Genomic DNA, 18,303 nt, shown 5'->3' with positions numbered 1-18,303 from the left:
GGTTACTTGCCTGCTGCGTCCGCTGCGCTGCCCAGCTGCGGCAGGAACGTGTCCAGGGCCCACGGCAGGCTCAGCGGCGAGGAAGCGGAGATGGCGAGCGTCAGGGTCTGGTCCGAGTCGGCAACCAGTGCGCCCTTCTTGACGGCGGGAATCTGGCCGAGCAACGGGTCCGCCTTGATGGCGTCTGCCGTGCTGGAGTCCGGGACCCAGGTGACGAAGACATCGGATGCCAGCTCATTCGCCTTTTCAGCGGACCACGGGATGAAGAATTCGGTCTTGCTCTTGGTGTTCTGCTCCACCACGGGGGCGAGCTTCATGCCGATTTCCGAGAGGAACCGGGGACGGTTGTCGATGGCCGTGTAAACATTGGCGCCGTCACCCTTGGCAGGTTCGAGGTTGCCGTAGATGAAGGTCTTGTCCTTGATCTGCGGGAACTTGGAAACCTTGTCCGTAACGGTGGCCTGGGTGTCCTCGATCAGCTTCTTGGCTTCGGCTTCCTTGCCCAGCGCCTTGCCGATCAGGGTGGTGCTTTCCTGCCACGGCGTGCCGTAGGCAAGCTCGGGCTGCGCCACAACCGGGGCGATTTCGCTGAGCTTCTTGTAGTCAGCCTCTTCCAAGCCGGAGTAGGCAGCCAGGATAACGTCCGGGTTGAGCTTCGCGATCTCGGTGAAGTTGATGCCGTCAGCTTCGGAGAACTGGACGGGAGCCTTATCGGTGCCGAAACCGGCGCCGAGCTTCTCAAGTGCCGCGTCCTTCCAAGGGGTGGAGCCCTTGTCGTTGTTGCCCCACTCGTTCTTGGGAACGCCGACCGGGACAACGCCCAAAGCGATCGCGACGTCGTCGTTGACCCACGAGACGGTAACAACGCGCTTGGGCTGTTCCTTGATGGTGGTCTCGCCGAAGACGTTCTTGATGGTCACGGGGAATGCTGCGGATTGAGCCTGCTCACTCGCCGGCGTGGACGTTGCGGGGCCAGTGGAGCAGCCGGTGAGGGTGAGGGCGACGGCGGCCAAAGCGGCTGTCGCGGTACCTGCGGTTTTCAGCAGGGCGCGGCGTGGGAGAAGGGAAGCCACGGGACTCCTTAGGTAAGTGATGCGAACCTAAGTAAGGCTAGCCTAGCCTGAGGATAATTAAGAAACATTTACGTCACCTATTCCCGATTGAGGCGCAGATCACACCAACCCTCACTCACATCCCCACCCCTTCCCACCAACCCTCACTCACATCCCCACCCCTTCCCACCAACCCTCTCTCACATCGGGTGGACAGCGCCGCCGGGAATTTGGGAGGATAGCGGCAGCGGACTACCGCTTCCAAAGAACGACGAGGGGTTGAGCATGCGCACTGCATCAGTTGCTGCTGCCACAGTCAGCGAGGTGGCCATTTTGGCCTGCTTGGCACTCCCCCACACGTCGGCATCCTTTTAGGCAATTCAGGCATCACGGACCGCCCCGGATCCTAGCGGGCGCCCCCTTGCTGTGCCCTTCGCGCTGATGACCGACGTCCCTTGCCACCCCGCGGCCGATTCACGGTGCGCGGACGTCGACCATTTCCAAGGAAGCACTGTCATGCATAAAATCACCGCCCAACAGGTCCGTTCGTCCTTTATTAACGCCAGCCGTTCCGAGGCTGCAAAACTCAACCTTCCCGCCGACTTTGACAGCCTCGACTGGGACAACCTCGAGTTCCTGGGTTGGCGTGACGAGAAGATGCCCCAGCGCGGCTACCTCGTGGTGCCGCACCAGGGGAAGCTCACAGGCGTCCTGCTCCGGGCACCCGAGGGCGGCTCCGGGAAGAGGCGGGTAGTCCTCTGCGAACTGTGCCGCGACGTGTTCTCCAAAGACGACGTTTACCTGTGGGTCGCCAAGAAAGCCGGGCAATCCGGCAAAGACGGGAACACCGTGGGAACCCTGATTTGCGCTGAGTTCGGTTGCAGCACCAATGTGCGCAAAGAACCGCCGGCCAACGAAATCAACCCGGACCCGGCCGCCGTCGTCCTCCGACAGATCGCCGGGCTGGAATCCCGCACGGCGCTGTTCCTTGACCGCGTCCGCGGCGACTCAAAGCGCTAGCCGACAAAACAAGCAGCAGCACAGCGCGTCACGAGGACGCGCTGTGCTGCTGCCTGATTTCTGGTCCGGACACTATTCCGGGGCGATGGTCACCGTAGCGCCTCCGCAGGAACTCTCGTAGGTCAATTGGCAGGAAAGCCGGGACTGGTCCGCAATGTAGGTGTCGGTTTCTGCGAGGAGTTCCAGTTCGTCCTCGAATTGATCATCCCGACACACGCAGGCCGAAATAATTGGCCATATCAAAACAATCGATGTCATTTCAGTGAAAATGATGACGGCACATGGATTCTGGGGGATGCCGTCGAGGAATGCCGCCAGTCACCCGTGGACTGATCGATCATTCTCCGAAAGGCATCAGCATGACTTCCTCTTACCCCGACCAAGACCCAACTTCGCAAGGCGGCCAAAGCACCCCGCCGGATCCGTACCCGACAACCCAGAGCCCTCTGCAGTTCCGACCACAAGAGCAGACACTCCAGCCACCGCATTACTCCGCCCAGCCGCCAGCTCCTCAACCGCCTCAGTTCGCAGCGCAACCAGCGACACCCTCGCAACCGCAGTACTCGGCGCAGCCTCCGCTCCCGAATCCTGCCTACGGTTATCCGCAGCCGAAATCGAAGATCGCGGCAGGATTGTTCGGAATTTTCCTTGGCGGCCTCGGCATTCACCGCTTTTATCTGGGCTACACGACTATAGGCATCATCCAGCTCGTCCTCACCGTGGTCGTAGGCATCTTTACGTTCGGGTTGGTTGGTCTTTGGGGCTTGGTGGAGGGCATCATGATCCTCGCCGGCGCCTCCTACTTTCAGCGGGACGCCCACGGCGTTCCCCTTCGCGACTAATAAGGGAGCGCACCTTGACTGACATCATTCACGACAGGCCCGAGCAGCTTGAACAAATCCGAGCAGGACTGCTCCAGGGAGAAATCGTCTACGCCGTGTACGACTGCATCGGTGTCGGAACCGGTTTTGTCGGCATTACCAATATGCGCGTCATTCTGCAGGACAAGAGCTTTGTCGGGAACAAGCTCGCCGTTGTGTCCATTCCCTATAAGAACATCCGCTCGGTCTCGATGCTCTCCAACAAATCGATGATGGGACGATTCGCGTCGACCTCCAGCATCGGCATCGACACAGGTGGCACCATCAAGGAGGCGGACTTCCGCGGCGATGACAAAGCAAGACACGCGCACGACCTGATCCTGTGGAACGTCCTAACCACTAAATAGCCTTCATTCGGTGTGGAGGCGGAAATGCGTATTCCATCCGCCTCCACGTCGATGTCGTTGTCTCGTTCTCCGAAGGCCGACATCAGCCGGTTCAGCGCAGGACGATGTCCACAGGGTTTGCCTCAGAGCGCCACGCCCCGGGCTCACCGGGTCCGGCGATGACGGGCGCCGTGAGGACACCCGAACGGTTGGTCCGCTTGTCCCTCAGGATTTCAGTGACGGAGCCAAGGTGCCGGGACAGGTCGATCACGTTTTCGGGGGCAGCCAACAGCAATTGGAAGCCGAACTCGTGAAGGGCCTTGATGCCGGCACCCGCGAACTCCTCCGAGGCCAGCACGAAAGCCTCGTCCATCATCACTGTGCCGTAGGTCGTGAAACCCTGCTCTGCGATGCCCAACTGGTAGCTCAGCGCAGCAGCCATGATGAACGCCGTAAAGCGCTGGCGCTCACCGCCTGACATGGAGCCGGTATCCGCATGCATGAAGACTTCGGTTTTCTTTTTCCCAGCCTTGCCCGACTTCGCAGGCACCTCACGGTGTTCCTTGCATTGGATGAACAAGTGCCCGCGGACATCCAACACCTCGGCACGCCACCGACGATCCTCCGGCGTTTGCGAACCGAGCCGCTTAACCAGGGTTTCGAGCGACTTGTAGCGGGCGGTGAGCTCGGCGTCGTCGTCCACCTCCGTAGCTGAAGCGGAGGCGCCGCGGGATGGGCGGGTGTGCTTGGCCTTCAAAGCGTTTTGAATGGCGTCCTTGAAGACCTTGGCCGTCGGAGGCAGGGTCTGCTTGATATCCAGTTCCAGGTAGCTTCCCTCATGGAAGTTCACCTGGGAGAGGATCCCGTTGAGCGGGAGGATGCGGCTGGTGATGCTGCGGCGTTCCTCATCCAGCAAATGCAGGAGCGTGCTGAACGATTCGTGCGTGCGCTGGTTGAAGAACCGCCGGAACTCGGCCTCCTGGGCGGGCAAGCCATCGCTAACAATCGCATGATACCGGGATTCGAAGTCGCCGGCGGCCCCGATTGACGTGCCGTGGTCCGCGCTGATGGCACTCCCCCAGTCGCGGACGAACGCCTCGAACATGCGGGTCAGCCGCTCGGCCGTCGCCTGGGCGCGCGACTCCGCGGCGCGCAGCTCATCGAGCAAGGTGTTCCGGACTGCGTTAGCCAGGTTGTCCAGCTCGTGCAGCTCGGATACCTCCGCGGCGCCCGCGAAGTACGGCTCCAGGGCAGCCACGGTGGACCCCGACGGCGGTGCCTGCTCAAGCTTCAGCCTCGCCGCGTCGAGCAGGCCGTCAGCGGTGGTCATCTGATGGTCGAGCGCCTTGTATTCGCTCTGCAGCACAGCGGCCGCACCCGTCGATGACTGATGCTTTTCGCGCACGACTTCGATGGTGGCCCGCAGCGGTTCAAGGTCCGCCTGGGCTGCGAGCGCATCGGCAAGGCGCTGTTCGATCCGGGCCAGCTCATCGGCTGCCACTGCCGCGGAAACCTGTTCCCACGGCCGCTCGTCTTCAGCAACCCGGCGGAGCGCTTCGAGCTGGCGGGCCATGCCCTGGTGTGAGTCTTCGCGACTCTGCGCCAACTCCGCAGCCTTGGCCAACTCGTTTTCGAGTTCTCCGACGCGGGCTGCGACAAGTTCGAGTTTCGAAGCGTTGTCGAAGCCGAGCACGTAATCCTGACGGCTGGTGAACCGGTCGTCCTTCTCCACGGTGTGCCTGTTGCGCTTGACCACGCCGCCCAAGCTCAGGCCCTTGTCCATTGAGGCCAGTTCGTCCGGATCCTCCACGCACGGGTACGCGAAGTCCAAGGCGATCCGCTCGCGGATCCATTCCCCGGCGTCGGCATTGGCACCAGAGGTGAGGATGCTCAACTTAGTCAAGAGGTCGCCGTCGGACACGTCCTCCACAGCCAGGGCGCCGCCCGCCAAGGGCTTGGACACGTCCACTGCGCGCAGGGCCCCGCGGACCGTGTTGTCGTTCAAATACCGCGTTACAGCTGCAAAATGCTCGCCCGGAACCAGCAACGTGGTGGCCAGGTTCCGCAGGGCGCGCTCGGCGGCGGGGCGCCACTGCTCCTGCCCTTCGGCGAGGTCGATCAGCTCGCCGCCGAACGGCATGCGCTCTTCCGGGACACCGGTGGCAGCTGCGATGGCGGCCCGGTTTTCAATGCTCGACGGCGGCAGCAACGACTTGCGCGACCGCAACGACAACAATTCCTGCTGGGCGGCCGCCAGCTCACGTTTCTTCGTGGCATGGCCGTCAAAAGCCTCGAAACGGAGCTCCTTCAAGGCCTCCGAATCGTCCTTCAACTCAGCGGACCGGGCAGCTGCCTGCTCATGCGCCTGATCCCAGCCTTCGGCCGACCATTCAAGGTTCAGGCCGGCATCAGCCAACGCCTTCCTGGCCGAATCCTCCACCTGCTCCCGCAGTTTCAAGCCCACCCTGGCGTTCTCCAGCGACTGCTCTATGGCCGAAATGGCGTTGCCGCCGCGGTTGTTGTAATCCAGCTCAAGGTCGCGGAGTTCCTTGGAAAGGGCATCCCGGACCGTGCGCTCGGCGGCCAACTCCTGGGCTTTGGACTGCGCGAGCTCCTTGAACCGGGCCAGCGTCTTGGCGTGCACTGTGACGGCGAGCTGCTGCTTGTAGGCCTCGAACTCCTCGCCGGCCAACTCCCGGAGGCGGTTCGCGTCCAGCAACGCCTGTGCGTACTCCTTGTTCAACCCGGGAACAGGAGCCAGTTGGTCGCGCTGCTGCCGGACATCCTCCAGACGCTGCCGAATGGACATCAGGTTGCTGAATTCTTCCACCACATCGTCCGCGGCCGACAAGGTAGCCGGCGCGTCAAGAACCTGCTCGCGGAAGAACGTGTTCACGCTGCCGCCCAGGCCTTTTCCGGCCTGGATCACCCGAAGCAGCGGCAACGCCTGGTCAGAATTGATGCCCAGGAGCCTACGGAAACGCTCCGCAAACGCCTTATGGACGTCGAACACCTGGCCGTCCGGGAAAATCCCCTCCAGCGCACCCTTGGTGAAGCGCTTCTGCGCTATCCCCTCGATGGCTTCAAGGTCCAATGGCTTGCTGTCGATGACATAGAAACGCCCCACGCTGGATTCCGTGCCGTTTTTCGGCAGGTCAAACAGCGCGGACACCGTCACCTTCGTGCCGGCAGCGTTATCAAACGTCAGCGCGACGGCGGACCACGTGGCACCCGGCCGCTGGAAGGCACTGGCCGAGCTATCGCCCACCGCCTTATCACCAACCTTGCCGCGCATGTACGTGAATGTGGTCCTCTTATCCTCCACAGCGCCGCCGGAACGCTGGGCCGCGGCCTCATTGGAGCGCGGGCGGGCATCGAATACGCGAAGCATGGCATCGAACAGCGTGGACTTGCCAACCCCCGAGTTACCGGTCAGGAGGGTGCCCTTGCGGTCGACGTGCATGGTGTGGGCGCCATGGAAGGTGCCCCAGTTGACCACCTGGACCAGGGCCAGGCGCATCTGGCCGGGGTTCGTGAGTTCGCCGAGCGGGAGCATGCTTGCGATGGTCACTTGGCTTGTCCTTCATTAGTTGCGTCCGCGGCGGTACCGTCCGCGGCGGTACCGGACACATGCTCTGCATGCTCGCTCGTGCCTCGCTTAGACGCATGCTGCCGCATGTCTCCGGCATCGCCGCTCAGTTCTGTGTCACCGCCGGTTTCAGCCGAAGAACGCTCGACGGCGATGCTCGCCTTCGTGGACCCGTCATCTTCCGCTTCGTCGTCCAGATCTTCATCTGCGGGCACGGGTTGATTCGAGTCGGAGTCAGGGTCCAGGTCCAGGAGGGGTTCTGTGCCTGATTCGTCGGCTGCTACGGCCACGAGGGCTTCGATTTGGGCCGGGATGTCGCCGATGTTTTCGAAGGGCAGGGCCAGCGGGAGTGCATTGCTGATCGTGTAGCTGTCGTCCAAGGGCGTGGGCAGGAGCAGTTGGCGGGCCAGGAGTTTGGTGATGGTGCGGGTGACCACGTCGGAGTCGCGCAGGGCATCCTGTTGGCCGGCGGGGGTGTAGTTGGCGACGAGGTCCGAGATCTCCTCGCGGGTGATCGTCGGGTCCGTCTGGGCCGTGACATGGCGGTCCAGCAGGAGGCGGAGCCTCAACAGCACGATCGTTTCGACGCGGCTCAGGGCACGCTGTTGACGGAGGATGCTGGAGCGGGAGCTGGCTCCGATGAGCTCGGGATCGACAGGGCGGAGGACGGCGATTTTGCGGTCGTGATCCAACTGCAAGGTGAGGAAGAGTTCCGAGAGCCGGCTGCGGAGGATCAACTGGTTGTCCAGCAGGGTGGTCCACAACTTCTCCTCCCGGCCGCCATCAATGTACGGGCCCTTGAGGAGCTTTACCAGTGCTTGTCGGACCTTCATCGGGAGCACCCCGGTGTCGCCCGGGAACAGGGCAGCGCCGTCAACGAAAGAGTCGCGGGGAGTGACCCGGAACGGATCGAGATGGCTGACTTCCTCGGTGGCCCCGTCCGGCACGGTGACCTCGCCGGCGGCACTGGCCCCGTCCGGCAAGGTGACCTCGCCGGCGTCGGTGATGTCCGTCGTCGTGATTTCCTCAGTCATCAGAATCCTCATTCAGCGTGACGACAGGCAAGTATGCAGTGCGGATGCTGCCGTCGATTTGTTCGAAGTCAATGTGTTCATAGGCGGTGCGGTCGAAGCCCGCGCCGCCCTGGAGCGCCATGGAGAGAAGGGTGCGGACCGTGTTGATGTGCCGTTCCTCGGCGGGAAGGTTTTCCCAGGCCTCGGCCAGGGTGGCTGATCCTGCCATCGCGGCCCGGACAACGGCGGGTTTGGCCTTGCCGGTGCGGGCCGAGCGAACCCGGTCCGAGTCGCTGAAAGCGATGGGATCGGCGAGGCGTGGAGGGGTAGCAAACTCGTCGGGATCGAAGAGCTTGACCATGGACAGCGACTCAAACCCGGCGTTGAACAGGACGGGCCCACGAACCAGTCCGGGCCGGTCCCGCTCATACGGCATCGAGCGGATCGCTTGCTCGGCCTCGGCAAGGACCTTGCGCAGACTGACCGACTGCCGCACGTCGTCGCTTTGAATGTAGGTGTTGAGGCTCTCCGAGAGCTTGCCGTAGATCCGCTGGATCTGGCTGTGTTGATACCGCAACTCCGCCACGAGGTTCTTGAGGGTTTCGCGATCCTCGGGGGAAAGGTCGTCCGCGAACTGCCGGCTCAGCACTTCGCCGATCGCGGAACGGAAGCGCGACTGCTGCTGCGGGTCTTCCAGGAACGCCGTGAAGGAGCGGAACGTGCGTCCCTCGGGACTTTGGCGCAGCCGTTTGTCGGCCTCCAGGACCTGGGCCATGGTGGCGCCCTTGCTCAAGGACTCTTCGATGATCTGGTTGCGGAGTTCACCCACCAGTTCCTCGATGCGGTCACGCATCTTCTTATAGTCGGCGGGCAGGCTCGCGGCGAGGTCCAGGATGTTGCCTGCCGCTTCCACCGCTTCCTCGTCGTCAAGGAGGCCATCGAATTCGCCGGAGCTGATGTCCTCCACCAGTTGCTGGCGTTCCTGGATCTCTTCCTCCAGGGCTTCCAAACGGGCACTCTGGTCCGGGTTGGTCTCGTTGGCGAGCTTCTCCACATCCCCCAGCAGGGTGCCCAGCCGGGAACCATTCAGCGTGGAGCGTTCGCTGGACAGGCTGTCGAGGAATGCCAGCACGCGGGCAGCCGGTTCTGTGACTTCGTAGACGATCTGGCCCGATTGGTTACGACGCGTCAGGAACTGTTTGCGCGTCCATTCGTCACCGAAAAGTTTGCCGTTTTGCTGGCCGCCCAGTGCCGGGTCCTGGCGGCGGAGCTGCTCAAGGAAAGCATCGACGTCGGCATGGAACTCTTCGAGCGGAAGCTGCGGCCGGGTGCGGGTGAAGGACGCCTGAAGCACTGCGATCACCCAAGGCGCGGACCGCGTCAGAGCCCATGCCGGGCCCTTGGTCAACAGTTCGAGGTCGCGGAGCCTTGCACTGATGGCGTCCGCTGAGGACATGGCTGAACGGGACAATTACTCTCCTTCAGCTGCTGCGAAACCTGGCTGGCAGCGGAAACTGCCCCGTACAAGGTTACGGCAGAGCGTCGCAGGGGCGTCGGACGGCACCGACGTACCGCCGTCGGACGCCAGCAGGGACCCCCGCCGAGCTCCCGCGGGGACCGCCGCCGCAACCATTCCGTAACCTACCGTCTGGTATGGTTTCGATCCCGTATCAACGCGTCCGCGGCGCGCGTCTGCACTGGCCGGAATGCTCGCCCGCCCCTAATGTCAGAGCATCGACGCAGCCACGCCGCGCCGACCCACGCACCGTCGCCCCGGGGGGAACCATGGATTTCGATGTCACTGCGCTTGAAACTGGCACGTACGTAGTTCTTGGAACGCTATTGATCGCCGTGCTTCTGGCCGCATTCATTGCGGCAGCAGCAATGGCGACCATCGTTCTCATTGGGTCAATGGGCATGGTCTGGTACACCGTTAAGGGCGTGCTGGGAGGCCTTGTCCATGGCATCAACTTTGCGTGGGACAGCCTGGTCCACCACGCCGGCCAGGTGGAAATCCCGGCCGAATTCCAACCGCAGATCTCCTCTGGCACGGGGAGCTACCCGCGGGTAGCATTGAGGGACAGCTGAAGGGTTCCCACCCGAGGCGGACCCTGGCTCCATCCGGCACAACCGGCTAGAGGAGTTAAACCATGACGTCCGCCACTGACAACAGCCTCACTGCCGCAAGCGTCAACGCCACCGCTGAAGAAGCGCGCGCCGTTGCAGAAGCCGCGCGCGAAACCGAGTGGAAGAGGCCCAGCTTCGCAAAGGGCCTCTACTTGGGCAGCTTCGACCTCAGCCTCATCCACCCCTGGCCGCAGTCCAAGGCGGAAGATGTGGAACGGGGCGAGGAGTTCATGGAACGTCTGGTCGCGTTCGCCAAAACCATGTCCGGCCGGGTCATCGAGCGGGACGCCCGGATCCCGGATGAATACCTGGCCGGGCTCGCCGATTTGGGCGTCTTTGGCATGAAGATTCCCCGTGAATACGGCGGCCTGGGACTGTCCCTGGTCTACTACGGCCGCGCCCTGGCTTTGCTGGGTTCCGTGCACCCGAGCCTCGGCGCGCTGATCTCGGCACACCAATCCATCGGCGTTCCGGAACCAGTCAAGGAATTCGGCACACCCGAACAGAAGAAGGCGTACTTGCCGCGCTGCGCCGCCGGCGCCATCACGGCGTTCCTCCTGACAGAGCCCGACGTCGGCAGCGACCCCGCGCGCATGGGCGCCACTGCCGTACTGGCCGACGACGGCGACTCTTACCTTCTAGACGGCGTCAAACTGTGGACCACCAACGGCGTGATCGCCGAACTGGTGGTGGTGATGGCCAGGGTCCCTGCGCACACGGATGCCGATGGGACGGAGCACAAGGGCGGTATTTCCGCTTTCGTTGTTGAGATGGACTCCCCCGGCATCACGGTGGAAAACAGGAACGTCTTCATGGGCCTGCGCGGTATTGAAAACGGTGTGACCCGGTTCCATCAGGTCCGCGTGCCTGCGGCGAACCGCCTGGGCAGGGAGGGCCAAGGACTGAAGATCGCCCTGACCACCCTGAACACGGGCCGCCTTTCTATTCCGGGGCTCTGTGTCGCCGCAGGGAAGTGGAGCCTGAAGATCTCGCGTGAATGGTCCAACGCCCGGACCCAGTGGGGCCGCCCGGTAGGTCAGCACGAAGCCGTAGGCAAGAAGATCGCGTTCATCGCGGCCACCACCTTTGCGTTGGAAGCCGTCTTTGAACTGTCCGCAGAGATGGCCGACGCCGGGTTGAAGGACATCCGCATCGAAGCGGCGCTGGCCAAGCTGTGGTCCACCGAACTAAGCTGCCGGATCGCCGACGAACTGGTACAGATCCGGGGCGGCAGGGGCTTCGAAACCGCTGAGTCCCTGGAGGCCCGCGGAGAACGTGCAGTACCCGCCGAGCAACTGCTCCGAGACCTCCGCATCAACCGCATCTTTGAAGGTTCCAGCGAGATCATGAAACTCCTGATCGCCCGCGAAGCCGTGGATGCCCACCTTGCCGCGGCGGGCGACCTTGCCGCAGCGGACGCAAGCCTGCAGGACAAGGCGAGGGCCGCCGTCGGAGCCTCCGGTTTCTATGCGCGCTGGTTGCCCAAGCTGGTTGCCGGCGCCGGCATGGACCCGCGATCCTTCGCGGAGTTCGGGCGGCTCGGCAAGCACTTGCGGTTCGTGGAGCGGTCCTCCCGGCGGCTTGCCCGGCAAACGTTCTACGGGATGGGCAGGTGGCAGGCAAAACTCGAGTTCAAGCAGGCGTTCCTGGGCAGGATCGTTGATATTGGTGCGGAGCTGTTTGCGATGGCTGCGTGCTGTTCACGGGCTGAGATGATCCTCCGAACCAACCCGGCGCAGGGTGCCGGCGCGTTCGAACTCGCTGATGCTTTCTGCGAACAGGCCCGCGTCCGCGTGGACGAGTACTTCGATCAGTTGTGGCGGAACACCGACGACGGGGACCACGATCTTTCCCGCAAAGTCCTTGCCGGTGACTACGTCTGGATGGAGGAAGGCGTGCTGGACCAGTCGGAGGGCACCGGTCCGTGGATTGGGGATGCGGCGCCGGGCGCTTCCAGCAAGGAGAACCTGCACCGAAAGTATCGGTGAGGGCTTCCCGCTGCGTTCCCTCCCAGTTAGTGCGCAGAACAACGTGAGCACCACACGCGAGGCCGCGGAGTTTCCTCAATAGCCGCCGGCAATGTGGAGGCAACTGGGAAGGAGCGCGCTCAGCGCACGTCGCCGTCCACGTAGAACCAGCGCTTGCCCTCCCGCACAAAACGGCTGAGTTCCCGCTGGAGCCCCCGTTCGCCGTCGAGCCTGTAATGGGCAGCGAACTCCACGGTGCCCTTCGAGTCCAAGGGCCCGCCGCTCGATGTGTCCAGGATGTCCAGGCGCCGCCATTGGATGTCCGGGTCCAGGTCCATGGAACCCGGACGGGTGGAGGCGTGCCAGGTCCTGAGCAGGTATTCCGGATCAAGGACAACGAAAGCCGAATACCGGGAACGCATGAGTTGAACGGCTGTCGGCGCGTCGGATTCGCCGCGATGAAAACGGCCGCAGCAATCGTCGTACTGGTCCCCGGAGAGACATGGGCATATTCCGCTGCGGAGGCGGGTCAAGTCAGGGGTCACGGAGTCCCAATCTGAGGCTTTAAATGAGAGCTGGGCAACATATTTTCCCATGCGAGATAACAGCTTTGAAACAACCCGGCCAGAGTGTGGGGCGGGGCGTGATTCCGTCGGTGCTGGACCTTAGGCTAGGTAAGCAAGCGAGGTGGGCAATGCGCGCATCACAAAACGACAGCCAGGGGGGCTACGTGGAGGATCCGACAACACTCGCCATCAACCTGACGTACTTGGGAACGCTGGGACTCGCTGTCCTGATGTTCTTTGGTCTCGGGTTGATCGTTATCATCACTCTGGTTGTTGCCGGAGTCGGGCGGCTACTGTCGATCATTCTTCTTGCGCTGGTGGGAATTTTCCCGAAGAAGGCCACAACCCCCATCGTTCATTTGCCCCCGCACCCCGCTCGCGTACCGGCTCCCGAAGAGGCCGACGTCCTGGAATCGGCCCTTGCCAATGTTTCGTCTTCCGAGGCCCCGGCTCCCGCGCCTGCCACTGCACCTGGCTCTCCCGCGGCGCCTTCGCGGGACCTCCTTGGAAGCGTCCGACGGCGACTCTCAGGTGCGTCCGCAGCCGTCAAGGACGGCGCGTGGAAGGCTAAAGTGGACCCCCGCAAGCTGCCCAAACCCGCGGAAGTGAAGTCCGTAGTGGAACACCAGGCTGCGCACCATCCGATCGTTGTGGCCGCCGCCAAGGAACCACCTGTTCTCGCCAAGGACTGGGCAGACGCCGTGGCCGAAGCTGACCGACGGGCCGCTGAACGCGCTAAAGCCACTCAACCGCCGGCCATTAAGGTCACGGTCCGCGATCTGGATGATCCCGCCCCCTCGCCCAATGGAAAGACGCCTGCCCCGAAGACCCCGGAGACGCCAGGCAGCACATCCAAGTCTGATGCACCCAGCAAACCGGGCTCGGGAAAAGGGACCAAAAAATCGGGCCCGAACACTTCCAAGAATGGAAAGTCTTCGAGCCCGATCCGTAAGGGTTCGCTGAGCAGCGCCAGCCGCAACTCCTAGCAGCGCTTAGGCGGCCAACTGCCGGAACGCTGCGCCGTGGTAGATCAGCGGCTTGGTTTCATGGTTGATGGTGGTTGCTTTGACCTCCAGCACCACGATTGCGTGGTCTCCGGCCGGCGTCTCAGACACAACTTCGCATTCGAATCCCAGCACCGCACCGTCGATCAGGACTGCGCCTGAGTCACTCACGCTCGTGTCGAGTCCGGCGAAGCGATCACGGGTCTTCGAGGCCAGCTGGAGTGCGGCCCCTTCCTGCCCTTCGGCGAGGACCGAGACACCCAGACGCTGGGCCTGCCTGAGCTTCGGCCAGGTTGTGGAGGAGTTCTGCACCGCGAACATCACCAATGGTGGTTCGAGCGAAACACCCACCGTAAAGGACGATGCCACCAGGGCTTCCGGCGTGAAGTCCACCATCGCACTGAACGCTGCGACTCCTGACGGGAACTGCGCAAAGGCAGCCTTGATGGCCGCCGTTTCTTCCACTGTGGTCTGTGTCATTCCGCTGTCCCCTTCGTGCGTTGCTTGAGTTCCCTTCCCATAATTCACCTGTGCAGGAGAACGGCAATATTTGTTGATCCGGAAGACATTTGTGTTGCCGTGTGTCAAGAAATGTCGCGGAATATGGCCCCTTCCATTACTCCGCAAGACGAAAAACGAAGAAGTTCTACCGCTTGCGTTTATGCCATCGACGGCCGTGTGTAGCCTCGATTGAACATCCCAGCACTACCCCTCCACAGGAAGCCACCATGAGCCTCAACGAGCTACGTACGCTTGGGCGCACTGGCGCCCTGATCAGCCCCCTCACCTTGGGCACCCTGAACTTCGGCACCGGCGCCGCACCTACGGGTCCGGCCGAGAGCATCCGCATCATCAAGGCCGCCCTTGACGCCGGCATCACCAGCGTCGACACAGCCGACATCTACTCGCAGGGAGAAGCCGAGACAGTTGTGGGCCAAGCTATCCACAGCCGGCGCGACGACGTTTTCCTTGCCACGAAGTTCCATGGCCAGATGGGATCCAACCCTGCGCACGCCGGCAATTCCCGGAGGTGGATAGTCCGGGCTGTGGAGGACAGCTTGCGGCGCCTGAATACCGACCGCATCGACCTTTACCAGGCGCATCGGCCGGACTACAACACCGACCTCCTTGAGACAATCACCGCGCTCAACGACCTCATCCGACAGGGCAAGATCCTGTACTACGGCACCTCTGTGTTCAGCCCGGCACAGCTTGTTGAGGCCCAGTGGATCGCCAACACCAACCACCTGACGCCGCCCGTGGTCGACCAGGTTCCGTACTCTCTGTTGGTGCGTGCCAACGAACGCGACGTCTTCCCCATCACCCAGCAATACGGCGTCGGCGTTTTGAGTTACGGACCGCTCGACGGCGGGTGGCTGGCCGGAGGCTACCGCGTCGGCTCCGGACAGCCGGAAAGTTCGCGATTCTCCGCTCTTCCCGGCCGGTTCGACGTTAACGCTCCGTTCAACCAGGGCAAGCTGCACGCCGCCGATGCCTTGGCCCAGCTGGCAGCCAGGCACGGATTGACCCTGATCCAACTCGCTGTTGCCTTTGCACTGAACCACCCTGCCGTGACCAGTGTGATTATCGGGCCACGCACCGAGGACCACCTGACCGACTACCTCAAGGCAGCGGACGTGGTCCTGAGCGAGTCTGTTTTGGATGAAATCGACGACATCGTGGCGCCCGCCGTCAACTTCCTGGAACGCGATGCCGGCACCGTCGCGCCGCACCTTGAATACCCGGAACTACGACGCCGGTAGTCACTTTCCGTTGTGGGGCCCGCTCTGCAGGGTGTTGGGGTGATTTTCCCTGATCAGCGGGCCCCACAACGAGCTATTGACGGAGTTCTGCCCGCGGCGTGATCCTTGTCCTAGGTGCTGCGGCACTCCGCAGCGTTTAGCTCCCAGTAGAACGCCGCCGTCCCATGTCCGATCACCACGTCAAGCAAAAAGCCCCCACTTCCGGGCAGCCCACTTCCGGGCAGCCCACCGACGGTCCGCTGACCCACGAAGAGCTGCAGCTCTCCGGACGGAACCATTCCATGCCGTTGGAGGCCCTGCACGACGACATCACACCCGCCGGCCTTCATTACCTGCTCATCCACTTCGACATCCCCCACGTGTCCGCAGAGAACTGGCGCCTGCGATTGGACGGTTCTTTCCAACGCGGCCTTGAGTTGAGCCTGGATGACATCAAAGCCAGGCCCTCCGTCACCATGCCTGTCACCTTGGAGTGCGCCGGAAATGGGCGCTCGCTCCTGCAGCCGCGTCCACTAAGCCAGCCCTGGGGTCTGGGAGCAGTGGGTACCGCGGAGTGGACGGGAACTCCCTTGGCACCCCTGTTGGAGGAAGCGGGTTTGGCGAGTGACGCCGTCGAACTTGTCTTTACCGGTGCCGACAGCGGCATCCAAAGCGGGGTCGAAGAGCCATACGCGCGCAGCCTTTCGATCGCTGAGGCGATGCATCCCGAAGTCATGCTGGTATATGCCATGAACGGAAATCCCTTGCCGCTACAGCACGGATTCCCCTTGAGATTGCTGGTGCCCGGCTGGTATGGAATGGCGAGCGTGAAGTGGTTGACGTCGATCGAAGCTGTGACATCGCGGTTCATGGGATTTCAGCAGGCGGTCGCGTATCACTACCTGCAGGGACCCGACGGGCCGGGCCTGCCTGTGACGCATATCCGTGTGCGCTCCCTGATGATTCCTCCCGGCATTCCCGATTTCTTCACGCGTCGCCGCGTAGTGGACGCCGGTCCAGTGATGCTGCATGGGCGAGCATGGTCCGGTCACGGCGAAGTGGAGCGGGTCGAAGTGGGGATCGACGGCGAATGGATGCCCGCGCACTTGGAACCGGCGCTGGGTGATTTTGCGTGGCGTTCGTGGTCCATGGTGTGGGTCGCGAGCCCGGGAGAGCACGTACTGCGGTGCCGGGCGATGGATACGTCGGGTGCGCTGCAACCCACGGAACAGGTGTGGAATTACCAGGGCATCGGGAACAATATGGCGCAGCGCGTAGAGGTGACGGTGCGGTAGTTCAGGACCCTCCGATGAGCCGGTACCCGAGCTGCCGGGTCCGCATGCTGTACCTCAGGGCCAGCAGAAGCGATGCGGCAGCTGCGGACGCAACGGCCACCAGCGCCGATTCCCAGACCAGGATCCCGACGACGGCGATCGGAATGGTTACCAGAAACGTGACGACCGTTGATGGCAAGGACAGCCATGCAGCCCGTTGTTCCACCGTCAGGATCTCGCCGCACAGATTTTCCACGACGTAGGCGGGAACCGCGATGAGATACGCGGCAGTCAATGTCCAGACGAGACCGACGTCAACCTGGCCACCGCCCAGAAACTTGGCAAGCACCGGGACGGCCACTGCCACGACTGCAGCGGCGATGAAACTCGGCCAGACAACGTACTTGCGCGAACGTTGCACTACGGCGTGGGCATCCTGCTGGCTGCGGCCCCGGGAGTATCCGACAAAGACGCCGACGGCGCCAAGGGTCGCTTGCGGTACCCGGCAGTAGAGGGTCCAGATTCTCGTCGCCACCGCTGCAGCGGCGACAGTGCCTACGTCCAAACGGCTGATCAGCATGAAGGGCACCACGGCTGCGGCGTAGTTATTCATCTGCCTTAGTCCGACGCCAAGGCTCGTCGTGAACATCTCCCGGGTCAATGGAAGGATCCGCTGTTGGTCCATGCCGGCAACGCGTTCCGCGCGGGATCGTGAGAAATGCCGAACTAGAATGACAAAACCGCAAGCTGCAGTCAGAACCTGGGCGATCACCGTCGCAATGGCCACCGCCATCACCGGATTAGCTGCCATTACTTTCAGCGGGCCATAAACCAGAGCGGCGTTGAAGGCCGCGTTCAGCACAAACACTGTGGCGATGAGAAGTATTGAAGCGCGTTGTCGTCCCACAATGCGCAGGGTGATCGAAACAGCGGCCAAGGCCAACGTAAACGGAATGCCAATCATTCGCACCGTCAAGTAGTCGGTCGCAATAGCAGCCACAGTCGGCTCAGAGCCCACAACATCGAATATCAGCGGAACAATCCGGCTGACCAGCAGACCGGCAGCAGTCCAAACGGCGGCGACCAAAAGCAGGCCAGCAAACAATGTGGGCAATAGCTTGCCGGCGTCGTCGCGTCCCTCGGCACGGGCCAATTTCACAGCAAAAACGTCGACGATGCCCGCAAAGAAGGCCATAAACAGTGCGGTCACCAGATCGCCCAGACCTATGCCGGCCACCATGAGCACCCCAAACGGTGCCACGAAGGCGAGGTCAATGGCCCCGTTTCCCGCGCTCAGGAGATCGACTGCGAACATGGTCCCAGCCAAGGAAGTGAACGTCCGCGGCGAAAGGACGGTATGGGAGGCAGCCCCCGGCGCCGCCGTATCCTCCGTTGAACTGACCTGTTTCGACATCAGCTCAGCTTGCTGCCAGCTGCTGCCGCACTGACGGAAGTAAGGAAATTCTCATAGCTCTTGTCAATTACTTATTCCATTCGATCAAAGACTAATTGAACTCCAGCTATATGTACTGGTCAGTACGGGAAACACGCTAACACATGGGTTGAGCCCGAAACCGGAGGTCCCCTGGATTGCATTATTGGGCGTCGCGGCAATAGCTCCTTGCATTGGAATTGGACGCCGAGCCCTTCCATCCAGGATTTATTGTCCAGCTATATGAATTATTGAATTGCTGCAAGTCATATTGACCGTGGACCCTTGCGGGGCGCCCAGGAGGCTCGTG

At 62.4% G+C, this 18,303-nt stretch carries 15 protein-coding genes and 1 pseudogene; 8 read left to right on the top strand and 8 right to left on the bottom strand.

The window, feature by feature from the left end; genetic code table 11:
- Positions 1 to 2 precede the first annotated feature (2 nt).
- Entirely contained in the window at positions 3 to 1,073 is a 1,071-nt protein-coding gene (locus NEK97_RS16295) for an iron-siderophore ABC transporter substrate-binding protein (RefSeq protein WP_257370832.1), read from the bottom strand.
- 495 nt (positions 1,074 to 1,568) lie between these two features.
- Here NEK97_RS16295 and NEK97_RS16290 point away from each other — a divergent pair, with 495 nt between their 5' ends.
- Complete coding sequence (locus NEK97_RS16290; RefSeq protein ID WP_235520949.1) at positions 1,569 to 2,072, top strand: FBP domain-containing protein; 504 nt, start codon at positions 1,569 to 1,571, stop codon at positions 2,070 to 2,072.
- Between the two features lie 72 nt (positions 2,073 to 2,144).
- On the opposite strand, the gene NEK97_RS16285 is transcribed toward NEK97_RS16290, so the two are convergent.
- Positions 2,145 to 2,288, bottom strand: coding sequence for a hypothetical protein (locus NEK97_RS16285; protein WP_257370831.1), 144 nt, complete (start codon positions 2,286 to 2,288; stop codon positions 2,145 to 2,147).
- A gap of 143 nt (positions 2,289 to 2,431) precedes the next feature.
- Between NEK97_RS16285 and NEK97_RS16280 the strand changes: the two genes are divergently transcribed.
- Both NEK97_RS16280 and NEK97_RS16275 read left to right on the top strand, forming a co-directional pair.
- Positions 2,432 to 2,914, top strand: coding sequence for a TM2 domain-containing protein (locus NEK97_RS16280; protein ID WP_257370830.1), 483 nt, complete (start codon positions 2,432 to 2,434; stop codon positions 2,912 to 2,914).
- A gap of 14 nt (positions 2,915 to 2,928) precedes the next feature.
- Positions 2,929 to 3,300 carry a PH domain-containing protein gene (locus NEK97_RS16275; protein ID WP_235520952.1) on the top strand — a complete coding sequence of 124 codons (372 nt, stop codon included), beginning with the start codon at positions 2,929 to 2,931 and terminating at the stop codon, positions 3,298 to 3,300.
- A 91-nt stretch (positions 3,301 to 3,391) separates the two neighbouring features.
- On the opposite strand, the gene NEK97_RS16270 is transcribed toward NEK97_RS16275, so the two are convergent.
- The 3 genes and pseudogenes from NEK97_RS16270 to NEK97_RS16260 form a co-directional block, all read right to left on the bottom strand.
- Positions 3,392 to 6,850 (bottom strand): ATP-binding protein, encoded by a 3,459-nt coding sequence (locus tag NEK97_RS16270; protein WP_257370829.1) that lies wholly within the window; start codon positions 6,848 to 6,850, stop codon positions 3,392 to 3,394.
- 179 nt (positions 6,851 to 7,029) lie between these two features.
- Positions 7,030 to 7,902: pseudogene (locus tag NEK97_RS16265) on the bottom strand (DUF4194 domain-containing protein); the annotation flags it as partial.
- Positions 7,895 to 9,352, bottom strand: a complete 1,458-nt coding sequence (locus NEK97_RS16260) for a DUF3375 family protein (protein ID WP_235520954.1) — start codon at positions 9,350 to 9,352, stop codon at positions 7,895 to 7,897. The gene NEK97_RS16260 and the pseudogene NEK97_RS16265, both read right to left, overlap by 8 nt.
- A 314-nt stretch (positions 9,353 to 9,666) precedes the next feature.
- Between NEK97_RS16260 and NEK97_RS16255 the strand changes: the two genes are divergently transcribed.
- Positions 9,667 to 9,969 carry a hypothetical protein gene (locus NEK97_RS16255; RefSeq protein ID WP_235520955.1) on the top strand — a complete coding sequence of 101 codons (303 nt, stop codon included), beginning with the start codon at positions 9,667 to 9,669 and terminating at the stop codon, positions 9,967 to 9,969.
- A gap of 62 nt (positions 9,970 to 10,031) precedes the next feature.
- Positions 10,032 to 11,996: an acyl-CoA dehydrogenase family protein gene (locus NEK97_RS16250; protein WP_257370828.1), complete on the top strand. Its 1,965-nt coding sequence runs from the start codon at positions 10,032 to 10,034 to the stop codon at positions 11,994 to 11,996.
- A 119-nt stretch (positions 11,997 to 12,115) separates the two neighbouring features.
- Here the strand turns inward: NEK97_RS16250 and NEK97_RS16245 are convergent, their stop codons facing one another.
- On the bottom strand, positions 12,116 to 12,571 hold the full coding sequence (locus tag NEK97_RS16245) for a YchJ family protein (RefSeq protein ID WP_257370827.1): 456 nt from the start codon (positions 12,569 to 12,571) through the stop codon (positions 12,116 to 12,118).
- 98 nt (positions 12,572 to 12,669) lie between these two features.
- On the opposite strand from NEK97_RS16245, the gene NEK97_RS16240 reads away from it, so the two are divergent.
- Entirely contained in the window at positions 12,670 to 13,527 is an 858-nt protein-coding gene (locus tag NEK97_RS16240; protein WP_257370826.1) for a hypothetical protein, read from the top strand.
- A 6-nt stretch (positions 13,528 to 13,533) separates the two neighbouring features.
- Here the strand turns inward: NEK97_RS16240 and NEK97_RS16235 are convergent, their stop codons facing one another.
- Entirely contained in the window at positions 13,534 to 14,025 is a 492-nt protein-coding gene (locus NEK97_RS16235; RefSeq protein ID WP_235520960.1) for a flavin reductase family protein, read from the bottom strand.
- A 248-nt stretch (positions 14,026 to 14,273) separates the two neighbouring features.
- Here NEK97_RS16235 and NEK97_RS16230 point away from each other — a divergent pair, with 248 nt between their 5' ends.
- Complete coding sequence (locus tag NEK97_RS16230; RefSeq protein WP_235520962.1) at positions 14,274 to 15,308, top strand: aldo/keto reductase; 1,035 nt, start codon at positions 14,274 to 14,276, stop codon at positions 15,306 to 15,308.
- Between the two features lie 164 nt (positions 15,309 to 15,472).
- Positions 15,473 to 16,582: a sulfite oxidase gene (locus NEK97_RS16225; RefSeq protein WP_257370825.1), complete on the top strand. Its 1,110-nt coding sequence runs from the start codon at positions 15,473 to 15,475 to the stop codon at positions 16,580 to 16,582.
- Between the two features lies 1 nt (position 16,583).
- On the opposite strand, the gene NEK97_RS16220 is transcribed toward NEK97_RS16225, so the two are convergent.
- Complete coding sequence (locus NEK97_RS16220; RefSeq protein ID WP_257370824.1) at positions 16,584 to 17,975, bottom strand: MATE family efflux transporter; 1,392 nt, start codon at positions 17,973 to 17,975, stop codon at positions 16,584 to 16,586.
- Between the last annotated feature and the right edge of the window lie 328 nt (positions 17,976 to 18,303).

The sequence above is a fragment of the Paenarthrobacter sp. UW852 genome, assembly GCF_024608385.1.
Classification (GTDB): domain Bacteria; phylum Actinomycetota; class Actinomycetes; order Actinomycetales; family Micrococcaceae; genus Arthrobacter.
Note: the sequence above shows the minus strand (reverse complement) of the source record. Positions and strands in the feature narration are given on the sequence as shown.